General features: G+C 65.4%; 16 protein-coding genes. 5 read left to right on the plus strand and 11 right to left on the minus strand.

Annotated elements, in window-relative coordinates; genetic code table 11:
- Nucleotides 1–167: 167 nt before the first annotated feature.
- Both BFL28_RS05910 and ykgO read right to left on the minus strand, forming a co-directional pair.
- A complete protein-coding gene (locus BFL28_RS05910; RefSeq protein ID WP_069319674.1) occupies nt 168–785 on the minus strand; it encodes an HAD family hydrolase in 618 nt (205 codons plus the stop codon).
- Nucleotides 786–799: 14 nt separating this feature from the next.
- Nucleotides 800–925, minus strand: coding sequence for a type B 50S ribosomal protein L36 (ykgO, locus tag BFL28_RS05915; RefSeq protein WP_066575973.1), 126 nt, complete (start codon nt 923–925; stop codon nt 800–802).
- Nucleotides 926–1,107: 182 nt separating this feature from the next.
- Here ykgO and BFL28_RS05920 point away from each other — a divergent pair, with 182 nt between their 5' ends.
- The 5 genes from BFL28_RS05920 to BFL28_RS05940 are packed head-to-tail and all read left to right on the plus strand — an operon-like array spanning nt 1,108 to nt 4,178.
- Nucleotides 1,108–1,716, plus strand: a complete 609-nt coding sequence (locus BFL28_RS05920) for a DUF4136 domain-containing protein (protein WP_241527233.1) — start codon at nt 1,108–1,110, stop codon at nt 1,714–1,716.
- Nucleotides 1,713–2,831 carry a M14 family metallopeptidase gene (locus BFL28_RS05925; RefSeq protein ID WP_069319675.1) on the plus strand — a complete coding sequence of 373 codons (1,119 nt, stop codon included), beginning with the start codon at nt 1,713–1,715 and terminating at the stop codon, nt 2,829–2,831. The genes BFL28_RS05920 and BFL28_RS05925 overlap by 4 nt, the downstream gene beginning before the upstream one ends.
- Nucleotides 2,828–3,286: a GNAT family N-acetyltransferase gene (locus BFL28_RS05930; protein WP_206599086.1), complete on the plus strand. Its 459-nt coding sequence runs from the start codon at nt 2,828–2,830 to the stop codon at nt 3,284–3,286. Before BFL28_RS05925 ends, BFL28_RS05930 begins: the two co-directional genes overlap by 4 nt.
- Nucleotides 3,287–3,339: 53 nt before the next feature.
- Nucleotides 3,340–3,570: a hypothetical protein gene (locus BFL28_RS05935; protein ID WP_069319676.1), complete on the plus strand. Its 231-nt coding sequence runs from the start codon at nt 3,340–3,342 to the stop codon at nt 3,568–3,570.
- 47 nt (nt 3,571–3,617) lie between these two features.
- Nucleotides 3,618–4,178: a TIGR00645 family protein gene (locus BFL28_RS05940; RefSeq protein WP_069319677.1), complete on the plus strand. Its 561-nt coding sequence runs from the start codon at nt 3,618–3,620 to the stop codon at nt 4,176–4,178.
- An 8-nt stretch (nt 4,179–4,186) separates the two neighbouring features.
- Here the strand turns inward: BFL28_RS05940 and BFL28_RS05945 are convergent, their stop codons facing one another.
- The 9 genes from BFL28_RS05945 to BFL28_RS05985 all read right to left on the minus strand — a co-directional run bounded on the left by BFL28_RS05945 (nt 4,187) and on the right by BFL28_RS05985 (nt 13,792).
- Nucleotides 4,187–4,447 carry a DUF1467 family protein gene (locus tag BFL28_RS05945; protein ID WP_069319678.1) on the minus strand — a complete coding sequence of 87 codons (261 nt, stop codon included), beginning with the start codon at nt 4,445–4,447 and terminating at the stop codon, nt 4,187–4,189.
- A gap of 10 nt (nt 4,448–4,457) precedes the next feature.
- Nucleotides 4,458–6,098, minus strand: coding sequence for a ribonuclease J (locus tag BFL28_RS05950; protein ID WP_069319679.1), 1,641 nt, complete (start codon nt 6,096–6,098; stop codon nt 4,458–4,460).
- A gap of 210 nt (nt 6,099–6,308) precedes the next feature.
- Nucleotides 6,309–7,079, minus strand: coding sequence for a type III pantothenate kinase (locus tag BFL28_RS05955; RefSeq protein WP_069319680.1), 771 nt, complete (start codon nt 7,077–7,079; stop codon nt 6,309–6,311).
- A 10-nt stretch (nt 7,080–7,089) separates the two neighbouring features.
- The gene (locus BFL28_RS05960) at nt 7,090–7,788 is read right to left on the minus strand and encodes a biotin--[acetyl-CoA-carboxylase] ligase (RefSeq protein WP_079246977.1); all 699 of its coding nucleotides are present in this window, start codon (nt 7,786–7,788) and stop codon (nt 7,090–7,092) included.
- Nucleotides 7,785–9,239 (minus strand): NADH-quinone oxidoreductase subunit NuoN, encoded by a 1,455-nt coding sequence (nuoN, locus tag BFL28_RS05965; RefSeq protein WP_069319681.1) that lies wholly within the window; start codon nt 9,237–9,239, stop codon nt 7,785–7,787. Before nuoN ends, BFL28_RS05960 begins: the two co-directional genes overlap by 4 nt.
- Nucleotides 9,239–10,774: an NADH-quinone oxidoreductase subunit M gene (locus tag BFL28_RS05970; RefSeq protein WP_069319682.1), complete on the minus strand. Its 1,536-nt coding sequence runs from the start codon at nt 10,772–10,774 to the stop codon at nt 9,239–9,241. The genes nuoN and BFL28_RS05970 overlap by 1 nt, the downstream gene beginning before the upstream one ends.
- Complete coding sequence (gene nuoL / locus BFL28_RS05975; protein ID WP_069319683.1) at nt 10,771–12,864, minus strand: NADH-quinone oxidoreductase subunit L; 2,094 nt, start codon at nt 12,862–12,864, stop codon at nt 10,771–10,773. Before nuoL ends, BFL28_RS05970 begins: the two co-directional genes overlap by 4 nt.
- On the minus strand, nt 12,864–13,169 hold the full coding sequence (gene nuoK, locus BFL28_RS05980; RefSeq protein ID WP_069319684.1) for an NADH-quinone oxidoreductase subunit NuoK: 306 nt from the start codon (nt 13,167–13,169) through the stop codon (nt 12,864–12,866). The genes nuoL and nuoK overlap by 1 nt, the downstream gene beginning before the upstream one ends.
- The gene (locus BFL28_RS05985; RefSeq protein ID WP_069319685.1) at nt 13,166–13,792 is read right to left on the minus strand and encodes an NADH-quinone oxidoreductase subunit J; all 627 of its coding nucleotides are present in this window, start codon (nt 13,790–13,792) and stop codon (nt 13,166–13,168) included. Before BFL28_RS05985 ends, nuoK begins: the two co-directional genes overlap by 4 nt.
- Nucleotides 13,793–13,798 lie beyond the last annotated feature (6 nt).

A 13,798-nucleotide genomic window follows, 5' to 3' on the forward strand; every position in this document is an offset into this window, starting at 1 on the left:
GGGCCTACATCTTTTCCAGCGGGCTTTTCACCAGCGACATCCGTGAACCATCGTCATCCCGGCGCAGGCGGGGATCGATTGTGGCTGTCCGTGAAATTGGTCGCAGCGACAGCGCCGATGGATGTCCGCTGCGCTGGGATGACGTGCTGTGGAAACGCGGCCTGGCTCTAGCGGCCCACAAGCCCGAGTTCAGCCAATTCAGCCCGCGTGGTCGCCGCGTCCTTGAACAGGATCGAGTGGATGCCGAGCGCCTGGGCGCCCGCGACATTGGCCGCATTGTCGTCGATGAACACCGCATCTTGTGCACGCAGGCCGAAGCGATCGAGCGCGAGGCGATAAATCGCGGCATCGGGCTTCACCAGCTTCTCGTCACCCGACACCACGATGTCGCGGAAACGCCCGAACAGGTCAGGCCATTGCGCACGGAACGGCGGGAAGAACTCGTGGCTGAAATTAGTGATCGCGAACAGCGGGACACCCGCCGAATCGAGATCGGCGACAAGGTCGTGCATGCCGGCGATCGGATCGCCGATACTGTCGTTGAAGCGCGGACCCCAGGCGGCGATCAGATCGGCATGTTCGGGGAATCGAGCGCTCAATTCCGCCGAGGTGTCGGCGAAGTCGCGCCCGGCGTCATGCTGGAAGTGCCAGTCGAGCGTCACGACATCGCGCAGAAACGCTTCGAGCGCCTGATCGTCGCCGATCAGACGCTCGTAGAGAAAGCGCGGATGCCAGTGGAACAGGACGTTGCCGATATCGAAGATAACGGCATGCGGCTGACCCATATGGCGTCAGGCGTTCAGCCCTGGCGGGCCTTGAAGCGACGCTGCGTCTTGTTGATGACATAAACGCGGCCGCGACGGCGGATCACGCGGTTGTCGCGGTGACGCCCCTTGAGCGACTTCAGGCTGTTGACGATCTTCATGACCCGTCTCGTATCTCGTTTGTTTGGCTGTGCCGGAAAAGAGGGTGCCGCCTAGAAGGGTGCCCGGCGGAAGTCAAGGAAGCGGGGCGGGATTCAGCCGATTCATTCGCGCGGAACCGGCAAGGGCGTAATGAAGTTGATCCGTCAGGCCGTTCGTTCCGGGCGGCAGGAGGATGTGTTCGATGATGACGCGCGCGCGGATTGCCCCGCTTGCTTTGTGTGGGGCAGCCCTTGCCCTGCTGGCCGGCGGTTGCACGACCACTGGCAGGATCGCGCCGGTCGATGTGGTGCGCTATCACCTGTCGCAGCCGATTCCGGCCGGCAGCGTGGCGGTGCAGCCGCAATCGCCGGGGCAGGCAGGCCCCGAATATGCGCTGTATGCCGGCGCGGTCAGCGCCGAGCTGGCGCGGATGGGCTTTACCCCGGCCACCGATGCGACGCGCGCCGACTATGTCGCGACGGTTTCGTTCGACCGCATGGACCGCGGCCAGATTCGCACGCGACCGCCGGTCACGATCGGGCTGGGCGGCGGTGGCTTTGGCGGCAATGTCGGCGTGGGCGGCGGCGCGAGCTTTGGCGTCGGCAGCAAGACGCGAACCGTCTATGGCACCGAATTGGCCGTGCAGTTGCGGCGGCGCGGTGACAGCACGATGATCTGGGAAGGCCGCGCGGTGACCGAATCGCTGTCGGGCCAGCCGGGCACGCAGCCGGTCGACGGCGCAGCGCGCATGGCGGCGGCGCTGTTCAAGGGCTTTCCGGGTCAGTCCGGCATCACTATTCAGGTGAAATGACACTCAGCATCAACGCCGCGTTCGACAGCGGCAACATTCGCCTGATCGCCATCGACGGCGACCGGGTCGATCTCGAAATCGTGCCGGACCATCAGTCCGACTTTTTCCAGTGGTTCCATTTCCGCGTCGCCGGCGCGCGCGGGCGCACCCTCACCTTCCGGATCATGAATGCCGGACAGGCCGCCTATGCATTCGGCTGGCCGGGCTATCGAGCGCGCGTGAGCACCGACCGTGCGGCATGGCGACTGACCGACGGCCACTATGCCGATGGCGTGTTCAGCTTCACCCATGCGTTCGAGGGCGACGTCGCCTGGTTCGCCTATTTCGCGCCCTATAGCATGGAGCGTCATCACGACCTGATCGCGCGCATGGCCGGCAAGCCGGGCGTGGCGCATCGCGAACTGGGGCAGACGCTGGACGGGCGCGCCATCGACCTGCTGACGCTGGGCGAGGGGGGCAAGCAGGTGTGGCTCTATGCCCGGCAGCATCCGGGCGAATCGATGGCCGAATGGTGGATGGAAGGCGCGCTGGAGAAGCTGACCGACCCCGCTGACGCCACAGCGCAGGCATTGCGGTCGAAGGCGACGCTGCATCTGGTGCCGAACATGAACCCGGACGGCAGCTTTCGCGGGCATTTGCGCACCAATGCGGCGGGCGTGAACCTCAACCGCGAATGGCATGCGCCCACGCTGGAGCGATCGCCCGAAGTCTTCCACGTCCGAGCGGCGATGGACGCGACCGGCGTCGATTTCGCGATGGACGTGCATGGCGACGAGGCGATCCCGGCAAACTTCCTGGCCGGGTTCGAGGGCATTCCGCGCTGGACCGACGAACAGGGCGAGAAATTCTACAACTATGGCCGTCGGCTGGCGGCCGCCACGCCCCTGTTCCAGTTGGAACAGGGCTATCCCAAGTCCGCGCCCGGTCAGGCGAACCCGTCGATGTCGACCAACCAGCTGGCCGAGCGGTTCGGCGCGGTCGCGATGACGCTGGAGATGCCGTTCAAGGACCATGATCCCAGCCCCGACGCGGCGTTCGGCTGGTCGCCCGAGCGCTGCAAGGCGCTGGCCCATGCGTGCCTCGACACGCTGGCCGGGATGATCGACGAATTGTGATCGAGATCCGGGAGGGCGGGCTGGACGATCCGCAGGTCGTCGAGCTGCTGGCCATCCATGCCGGGGGCATGCTGGCGAACTCGCCGGTCGATGCCTGCCACTTCCTGGACCTGAGCGCCCTGCGCGCGCCGGAGATCGTCTTTCTCTCGGCGTGGGAAGGCGGCACGCTGCTGGGCATCGGCGCGATGAAGGCGCTGGGCGACGGGACCAGCGAGATCAAGTCGATGCGCACGGCGCAAGCGGCGCTCGGCCGCGGGGTGGGCACCGCGATCCTGCGCGAGATCATGGCGCGGGCCAGGGCACGAGGCGACCGGGCGCTTGTGCTGGAGACGGGCACGGGACCAGCCTTCGACGCGGCGCATGCGCTGTACCGCCGGCATGGCTTTGCCGAATGCGGCCCGTTCGGCGATTATGTCGCGAAGGATTTCAACCGCTTCTATGCCCTGACGCTCTGAGCGGAACGCGCGGGCAGCGCGGGCCGTTATGCCGGTCAAAAGGAGCTTGGCCCATGACCGACGATCGCATCACGCAGACTCAGCCCCGCCCCAATTTGTCGACCGAGAACGAGACCGACAGCCGCGACGAAGGCACGACGACGCAGCCCGCGCCCAACATCTCGACCGAGCATCAGGAAGCCGGCGACGCGCGGCGGCCGAGCGATCATCTGGACGGCGCGCAAGCCGAGCCGACGGACGATGGCGGCCGCCGATCGTCGCTGACCGATCCCGACGCCAGTTGAGCCAAGCGGCTTGATCGAAACGCCTGCGCTCGCCTAACAGGCGGCGCATGGCCGAACCGCTGATCCCCCCGCCCGCCGACGAGGCTCATGTCCGCTTGCGCCCGCTGCCCGCGCTGATCTTCAGCTCACGCTGGCTTCAGCTGCCGCTGTATGTCGGGCTGATCGTCGCGCAGGTGGTCTATGTCTACCTGTTCCTCAAGGAACTGGCGCATCTGATCCTGCACGCCTGGGAGTTCAGCGAGCAGCAGATCATGCTGGTCGTGCTGGGCCTGATCGACGTGGTGATGATCAGCAACCTGCTGGTGATGGTGATCGTCGGGGGATACGAGACGTTCGTGTCGCGGCTGCGGCTGGAGCGGCATCCGGACAACCCGGAATGGCTCAGTCACGTCAATTCGGGCATCCTGAAGGTGAAGCTGGCGATGGCGATCATCGGCATTTCATCGATCCACCTGCTGCGCACCTTCATCGAAGCGGGCGCGATGGGCACGGCGACGGGGCGCGTAACCGAGACCGGCGTCATGTGGCAGACGATCATCCACATGGCGTTCATCGCATCGGCGATCGGCATCGCCTGGGTCGACCGGATGACCCAGACCAAGCACTAGCGTCGCGCTCAGTTCCAGTAATCGAGCATGTCGGCGGTGACCCAGCCGTTGACGTAATTGAGGTAGAACAGCACGAACAGCGCGGTCGCGAGCGCAGTGGTGCGCAGGACGATGCGCAACGCGGGGAAGTGATGCGGCGCGCTTTCGGCCTGTCCCGGGATCAGCGCCTCCCCCGCCTCGACACTGGTGCGCGCCGAGAAGGGCAGCACCAGGAACAGCGCGAAGAACCAGAACAGGAAATAAATCGCGAGCGCGCTGCCCCACCACATGGCTTGAACCTCAGACCTCGATCAGCATGACATCGACGACCGGCTTCTTGCCGGTCCATTTGACCGCGACGCGGCGGGTGGCGAGGCGCACTGCCTCGCGCAGCTTTTCGCGGTCGCCGGTCGCGGCCTTCCTGACCGCCATCGCCGCCGCCTCGCACGTCTCTTCCAGGAACGGTTCGCGGTCTTCCTCGACCGGCACGCCCTGGATACGCACCTGCGGCTCGCCGCCGAGCTTGCCATTCGCCTTGAGCGCGACGGCGACCGACATCTGGCCGTAGAGGCCGAGCTTGCGCCGTTCGTTGATCGTCGAGCCGTCGGCGGGGAGGATCACGTCGCCATCGAGGACGAGGCGGCCGACCGGTGCGAAGCCGATCTTTTCGGGACCGTTGGGGGCCAGGCGGACGATTTCGCCATTCACCTGATGGATCGGGCGCGGGATGCCGCGCTCGGCGCCGAACCGCGCCTGTTCGGCCATGTGGCGCACTTCGCCATGGACGGGCACGAGGATCTCTGGACGAATCCAGTCGTACATCGCGGCCAGTTCCGGCCGGCCGGGATGGCCCGAGACATGGACGAATGCCTGACGGTCGGTCACCATCTCGACCCCCTTGGTCGCGAGGCTGTTCATGATCCGGCCGATCGCCATTTCGTTGCCGGGAATCTGCTTGGACGAGAAGACGACGAGATCGCCCGCCGTCACCTTGAGCGGATGGTTGCCCTCGGCGATGCGCGAGAGCGCCGCGCGCGGCTCGCCCTGCCCGCCCGTCGCGACGATCATCACCTTGTCGCGCGGCAGGGTCATCGCGGTGTCGAAATCCACCGTCTCGGGAAAGTCGCGCAGATAGCCGGTCGCCTTGGCAACGCGCAGGATGCGGTCGAGCGAGCGGCCCGCCACGCACATCGCGCGGCCGGTGTCCTTCGCCGCCTGTCCCAGCGTCTGCAGCCGCGCGGCATTGGAGGCGAAGGTGGTGACGAGCACGCGGCCCTTGGCCCCGGCGATGACGCGATCGAGCCCTTCGCGAACTTCCTGTTCCGACCCCGAGGCTTCGGGATTGAAGACGTTGGTCGAATCGCAGACGAGCGCGAGCACGCCGTCGTCGCCGATCTGCGTCAGCTCCTGCGCGGTGGAGGGCGATCCCATCACCGGCGTTTCGTCGATCTTCCAGTCGCCGGTGTGGAACACGCGGCCATAGGGCGTGTCGATCAGGACGGCGTTGCCCTCCGGAATCGAGTGAGCGAGCGGCACGTAGCGGATGCCGAACGGGCCGAGATTAAACGGCGCCTCCTCACGTACCACGTTCAGCTCGACGCGGTCGGCAATGCCCTCTTCGTCCAGCTTGCCGTGGATGAGCCCGGCGGTGAACGGCGTCGCGTAGAGCGGCACGCCAAGTTCAAGCGCCAGATAGGGCAGCGCGCCGATATGATCCTCGTGCCCATGAGTCAGCACGATGCCGATGAGGTCGTCCAGCCGTTCCTCGATGAACTGAAGATCGGGAAGCATCAGGTCGATGCCGGGATAGTCGGGGTTGCCGAAGATCACGCCGCAATCGACCATGATCCACTTGCCCTGACAGCCGTAGAGATTGACGTTCATGCCGATCTCGCCCGAGCCGCCGAGCGCGAGGAAGAGGAGTTCGTTGCCGGGGGTCATTGGTTCTCCGTTTGCGAGCACGATCATAACGCGCCGGAACAGCCTGATCTCCCGCCGTCACCCCGGCCTTGTGCCGGGGTCCACCGGGAGGCAAGCATCGGACAAGAGGATATGAGCGCATCGCGTAAGGCACGGTGGACCCCGGCACAAGGCCGGGGTGACGGATGTTCTGGAGAACGGGCGTGCCGGCCGCCTGCTGGGGACGTCGCCCTAGCTGTGTGCCCGCTCCCACATCAGGGCAAGGCCCTGGATCGTCAGGTCGGGTTCGATCACGTCGAAGACTTGGGTATGCTGCTCGAACAGCACCGCGAGGCCGCCGGTGGCGATCACCTTCACCGGGCGGCCGATCTGCGACTTCACCCGTGCGACCAGCCCCTCGATCATCGCGATATAGCCCCAATAGATGCCGATATGCATCTGATCGGCGGTGTTGAGGCCGATGACGCTGGTAGTTGCCGGCGCCTCGATCGCAACGCGCGGCAGCTTTGCCGCGGCGCTGACCAGTGCGTCGAGTGAAAGGTTGATGCCGGGTGCGATGATCCCGCCCTTGTACGCCCCGTCATAGTCGGCCACCTCAAACGTCGTGGCGGTGCCGAAATCGATGACGATCAGGTCGCCGGGATGCTTGTCGTGCGCGGCGATGATGTTGAGCGCGCGATCGGCGCCCATGCTTTGCGGCTCTTCGACATCCAGCCGGATCGGCCACCCGCCAGCGCCGGCGATCACCGCTTCGGTCTTGAAATACTTGCTCGCCAGCACCTGAAGATTGTGGAGCGCGCGCGGCACCACCGTGCCGACAATGACGCCGGTCACGTCGCCGCGGTCGAACCCTTCAAGGCTGAGCAGCTGGCTGAGCCACACCGCATATTCGTCGGCGGTGCGGCGCGGATCGGTCGCGATCCGCCAGCGCGCGCGGATCTCCCGCCCTTCCAGCAGCGCGAAGACGACATTGGTGTTGCCGGCGTCGATGGCGAGCAGCATGTCAGGTCCTTCAGATCAGGAACACGTCGCCGGCGTGAATGACACGCCGCTCGCCCGAGGCCAAGCGCAGGATCAGCGCGCCGTCATGGCTGAGACCGTCGAACAGGCCGTCGATTGTCTCGCCGTCGGGCAGGTTCGCGGTGAGCGCCGTGCCCGTCGGATGCGCGGCAGCGAGCCAGCGGTGGCGAATGGGGTCGAGCCCTTCGCCTCGCCAGCGGTTCAGCCAGCGGCTGAAGGCTTCGGCGAGAACATCGGCGAAAGTGGCAGGGCCGGCGGGCGCGCCCTGCGCGGCAAGGCTAATCGCTGGACGATCGGGCAGGTCGGGCGCGTGCGCGAGGTTGACGCCGATGCCGATGACCACCGCGTCGCCAACTCGTTCGAGCAGGATGCCGGAGAGCTTCGCACCATCGATCAGCAGGTCGTTCGGCCATTTGAGCTGGGCGCGGCCGGGCAGGAACACGCCGACGGCTTCTTCAAGCGCGACCGCCGCGACCAGCGCCAGCGTGGCGGGCGGCGGATCGGTCGGGCGCAGGCGAACGAGCGTGCTGGCGTAGAAATTGCCGGCGGGCGATTCCCACACCCTGCCCTGTCGCCCCTTCCCCCCGGTCTGGCGCTCGGCGCGAAGCCAGCTGCCCTCGCTCGCGCCGGCCTGAGCAAGCGCGAGCATATCGGCGTTGGTGGAACCTGTCTCGGCGACCGTCCGGATCAGAAGAGCGTCCGTGCCGCCGCCAGCGACCATGCGCCAAGCACCGGGATCAGGAGATAGCCAAGCGGCGAGACGAAGAGCGCCGCAGCGGCGATCAGCCCGCCTTCGAGCGCGCTGTCCGACTTGCCATAAGCCGGCGCGGGCGCGTCGAAATACATCGTCTTGACGATCTTGAGGTAATAGTAGGCGCCGATGGTCGAGGCCGCGATGCCGATGGCGGCGAGCGCGACCAGATCCGCCTTCACCGCCGCCTCGAACACGGCGAACTTGGCCCAGAAGCCGAAGAGCGGCGGGATGCCGGCAAGGCTGAACATGAAGATCGCGAGCGCAGCCGCGAGCGCCGGCCGCCTGCGCGACAGGCCCGAGAGGCTGGCGATCGTCTCGACCGGCTGGCCATGCTCGTCGCGCATCTGAAGGACGACGAGGAAGCTGCCGAGCGTCATGACGATATAGATTGTCATGTAGGTCAGCACGCCGGCCACACCCTCCGCCGTGCCGGCAGCCAGGCCGATCAGCGCGAAACCGACATTGTTGATCGACGAATAGGCGAGCAGGCGCTTGATGTTCTGCTGGTTGATCGCGGCGACCGCACCCAGCACGATCGAGGCGAGCGCGGCGAAGATCACGATCTGGCGCCAGTCGCCGGTTGCCGGGCCCATCGCCTCGATCGCGACGCGGACCGAGAGCGCGAGTGCGGCGACCTTGGGCGCGCTGGCGAAGAAGGCGGTGACCGGGGTCGGTGCGCCCTCGTACACGTCGGGCGTCCACATGTGGAACGGCACGGCCGACATCTTGAAGGCAAGGCCGGCGAAGACGAAGACGAGGCCGAACAGCAGGCCGATCTTGGTCGATCCTTCAGCGCCGGCATATGCGGTTGCGATGTCGCCGAAAATCGTCGTGCCGCTGAAGCCGTAAACCAGGCTGATGCCATAGAGCAGGATGCCCGAGGCAAGCGAGCCGAGAATGAAGTATTTGAGGCCGGCTTCGGCCGAGCGCACGTCGCGGCGCATGAAGCTGGCCAGCACATAGGCCGAGAGCGACTGCAACTCGAGCCCGACATAGAGCGTCAGCAGGTCGTTGGCCGATACCATCATGCCCATCCCCGCGGTCGAGAACAGGACGAGGACGGGATATTCCGGGCGCAGATCCTCACCGCTGGTCCGCGCGAAGAAGCGCGGGGCGATGACGATCGACACGGCAGCCGCGAAGAAGATCAGCACCTTGGCAAAGGCGGCGAACAGGTCGGCATTATAGAGGCCGTCGAACGCAATGCCGCCGGCCGAGGCCGGACCGATTAGCGCGATGCCGGCGCCCATCAGGACGGCGACGGAGACCCAGCTGACGCCGCGCGAGACGGACCGTCCGCCCCAGGCAGAGACCATCAGCAGGACGAGGCCGCCCAGCGACAGGACGATCTCGGGCAGCACCATGGCAAGATTGGCGGCGTAATCCATCAGTGTGCCGCTCCATGATCGGCCGTTTGCGCGTGGGCGGCAGGTGCCACCGGATTGCCCGGCGTCAGCAGGCTGTCGCCCGCCGGCTTGGCGCGTTCGAGGCGGGCGAGCAGCGTCGCGACATCGTTGCGCATCGGGGCAAGGAAGCTTTCGGGATAGACGCCCATCCAGAGCGTGACCGCCGCAAGCGGGGCGAGCAGCGCCATTTCACGCTTCGAAAGGTCGGGCATCGCCTTGACGTCGTCCTTCACCAGGTCGCCGAATACGACGCGGCGATAGAGATACAGCATGTAAGCAGCGCCGAGGATGATGCCGGTCGTCGCGATCAGCGTCGCCCAGGTCGATACCTGGTACGCACCCATCAGCGCCAGGAATTCGCCGACGAAGTTGCTGGTGCCCGGCAGGCCAACCGAGGCCATGGTGAACAGCAGGAACAGCACGGCGTATTTCGGCATGTTGACGGCCAGACCGCCATAACGGCTGATCTCACGCGTATGCAGGCGATCGTAGATGACACCGACGCACAGGAACAGCGCGCCCGACACCAGGCCGTGGCCCAGCATCACCATCATCGCGCCCTCGATCCCCTGCCGATTAAAGGTGAACAGGCCGATCGTGACGATCGCCATGTGCGCCACCGAAGAATAGGCAATGAGCTTCTTCATGTCGCTCTGCACCAGCGCGATCAGGCTGGTGACCACCACCGCGATGCACGACAGGCCGAAGACGAGCCAGATCAGCTGCGCCGACGCCTCAGGGAACATCGGCAGCGAGAAGCGCAGGAAGCCGTAGCCGCCCAGCTTTAGCAGCACGCCGGCCAGGATCACCGACCCTGCGGTCGGCGCCTGAACGTGCGCGTCGGGCAGCCAGGTGTGGACCGGCCACATCGGCATCTTGACCGCGAACGAAGCGAAGAAGGCGAGCCACAGCCAGGTCTGCACCTGCGGAGGAAAGTCGTACGCCATCAGCTCCGGGATCGAAGTCGTGCCGGCGGTGATGCTCATATACATCATCGCGATCAGCATCAGCAGCGAGCCGAGCAGCGTGTACAGGAAGAACTTGTACGACGCGTAGATGCGGTTCGCCCCGCCCCAGATGCCGATGATGAGGAACATCGGGATCAGGCCGGCTTCGAAGAACATGTAGAACAGGAAGATGTCCTGCGCCGCGAAGGTGCCGATCATCAGCACTTCGGTGATCAGGAACGCCGCCATATATTCCGGCACGCGCTCGGTGATCGCTTCCCAGCTGGCGCCGATGCAGATCGGCATCAGGAAGACGCTCAAGAGGATCAGCAGCAGCGCGAAGCCGTCGATACCGAGCGCCCAGGCGAAACGGCCGAACACCGGCGTGTATTCGACGAACTGCCATTGCGGTCCGCCGATCTCGAAATTCGCCCACAGCACGCCGCCGAGCGCCAGGTCGATCAGCGTCGCACCGAGCGCGATCCAGCGCGCCTGATTGGCGTTGACGAACAGGCAGGCGAGCGCCGCGGCGAGCGGCACGATGAGCATGATGGAAAGAATGCCGCTCATCGCGCGATCACCCAGGTAACGGCTGCGGTCAGGCCGATCAGCATGACGAATGCATAGCTATAGACATATCCGGACTGGAGCTTCGCCGAGGCGACGCTGCCGAGCTTCACCAGAGCGGCGGAACCGTTCGGGCCGAAGCGGTCGATCGTCCCCTCGTCGCCCTTCTTCCAGAAGAAGCGGCCGAACCAGAAGGCAGGCTTCACGAACAGCGCGTTGTACAGCTCGTCAAAGTACCACTTGTTCAGCAGGAACTTGTAGAGAAGGTCGAAGGTCGCGGTGAAGCGCGCGGGAATACCGGGTTTCCAGACATAGGCGACCCATGCACCGGCGAGGCCGAGCAGCATGACGATGCTCGCCGAGAGTTTCACCCACAACGGCACTTCATGCATCGCGTGCGCCAGATGCTCGTTGAAGGCGACCGCGCCCTTCCAGAAGATCTCGCCGCTTTCGGGCTGGATGAAGAACTTGTTGAAGACGAAGCCGGCGAAGACCGCGCCGAGGCTGAGGATCAGCAGCGGGATCATCATCGGCAGCGGGCTTTCATGCGGGTGGTAGCCGCCAGTCCCGTCCGCCGTCTCATGCGCGCCACGGGCATGCGCGTGCGGCGTGTGCCCGGCATCTTCCTGCGCCGGCGGATTGTCCGCATGCGCGACCGCATGGCCGTGCGCCTCGTCGTGATGCGAGTCATGCAGCGCGTGCTGGATATGCTCCGACTGAGTCCAGCGCGGCTTGCCCCAGAAGGTGAGGAACATCAGGCGCCAGCTGTAGAAGCTGGTCAGCAGCGCGGCGAACACGCCGACCCAGAATGCGCCCTGTCCCGCCCCGCCGGCAGCATAGGCTGCCTCGAGGATCGCGTCCTTCGAATGGAAGCCGGCAAAGCCCGCATGGAGCCAGTAGATGCCGACGCCGGTGATCGCGAGCGTGCCCGCCATCATCGTCCAGAAGGTGACCGGGATGTGCTTACGCAGGCCGCCATAGTAACGCATGTCCTGCTCGTGGTGCATCGCATGGATGACCGAGCCGGCACCCAGGAACAGCAGCGCCTTGAAGAAGGCGTGGGTGAACAGATGGAACATCGCCGCGCCGTACATGCCGACGCCGGCGGCGAAGAACATGTAGCCGAGCTGCGAACAGGTCGAATAGGCGATCACGCGCTTGATGTCGGTCTGCGTCGTGCCGACCGTAGCGGCGAACAGGCAGGTCGCAGCACCGATGAAGGTGACGAAGCCCAGTGCGACCGGAGCCTGTTCGAACAGCGGCGACAGGCGGCAGACCATGAACACGCCGGCGGTGACCATCGTCGCGGCGTGGATCAGCGCCGACACCGGGGTCGGGCCTTCCATCGCGTCCGGCAACCAGGTGTGCAGGCCAAGCTGCGCCGACTTGCCCATCGCGCCGACGAACAGCAGCAGGCAGAGGACCGTCAGCGTGTCGAGACGATAGCCCAGGAACCCGATCGTGCTGCCGGCATAGCCGGGCGCGGCTTCGAGAATTTCAGGGATCGAGATCGTTCCGAACACCAGGAACACGCCGAAGATGCCGAGCATGAAGCCCAAGTCACCCACGCGGTTGACCACGAACGCCTTGATCGCGGCGGCGCTCGCGCTTGGCTTCTTGAACCAGAAGCCGATCAGCAGATAGGATGCGAGGCCGACGCCTTCCCAGCCGAAGAACATCTGAAGCAGATTGTCGGCGGTCACCAGCATCAGCATGGCGAAGGTGAAGAGCGAGAGGTACGCGAAGAAGCGCGGCTGGTCCGGGTCCTCTTCCATATACGACCAGCTGTAGAGGTGGACGAGGCTCGACACGCTCGTCACTACCACCAGCATGACCGCGGTCAGGCTGTCGACCCGCAGGCCCCAGCTGACGTCGAGGTCGCCCGAGCGCATCCAGGTGAACACCTGCGCCACGTGCGGCTCCGCGCTGCCGTTCATGAAGCCGATGAAGATCGGCCAGCTCAGTGCAGCGGCGACGAACAGCGCGCCGGTCGTCACGACCTTGGGCAACATCGTGCCGAACGCGCGATTGCTGAAACCGGCCACTGCTGCCGCGAGCAGCGGCAGGAAGACGATGAAATGGATCGCTGACATCAGCCCTTCATCCGATTGACGTCATCGACCGAGATCGTGCCGCGGCCGCGGAAGTAGATGACAAGAATGGCAAGCCCGATCGCCGCCTCGCCCGCCGCGACGGTCAGCACGAACATCGCGAAGATCTGGCCGACCAGATCGTTGAGCGCGGCGCTGAACGCCACCAGGTTGAGGTTCACCGACAGCAGGATCAGTTCGATCGCCATCAGGATGATGATGAGGTTCTTCCGATTGAGGAAGATGCCGAGCACGCCCATCGTGAACAGGATCGCGCTGACGACCAGATAATGGGTCATGCCGATCACAGCTCTACCCCCTGCCCGACGGGCTGGTTGACCTTACGGATGGCATCCTCCGAACGGCGATTGATCTGACGCGCGACGTTCTGCTTGATCACGCCGGTGCGCTGGCGATGGGTCAGCACGATGGCGCCCACCATCGCAACCAGCAGGATGAAGCCGGCCGCTTCGAAGATGTAGAGATAGCGCGTGTAGAGCAGCGTCCCCATCGCCTTGATGTTGGGCAGGCTGCCGAGTGCCGCCCCGGCATCGGTCGGCGCGACGCGGCTGGACAGTTCGACCCCGCCTGCGCTCCACGCGCCGATGCCGATCACGACTTCAGCGAGCAGGACGAGCGCGACGGCAAGGCCGAACATCGCATAGCGCACGAAACCGGCGCGCAGCTCGGCAAAGTCGATGTCGAGCATCATGACGACGAACAGGAACAGCACCGCGACGGCGCCCACGTAAACGATGACGAGCAGCATCGCGATGAACTCCGCCCCCGCCAGCACCATCAGGCCGGCGGCGTTGAAGAAAGCCAGGATCAGCCAGAGCACGGAATGCACCGGGTTGCGCGCGGTAATCGTCATCGCGGCGGACAGGGTGACCACCGTCGCGAAGAGATAAAAGGCGATTGCTTGGATCACGGAATC

It is taken from the genome of Sphingomonas turrisvirgatae, assembly GCF_001721295.1.
In the GTDB taxonomy this organism is placed as follows: Bacteria; Pseudomonadota; Alphaproteobacteria; order Sphingomonadales; family Sphingomonadaceae; genus Sphingomonas; species Sphingomonas turrisvirgatae.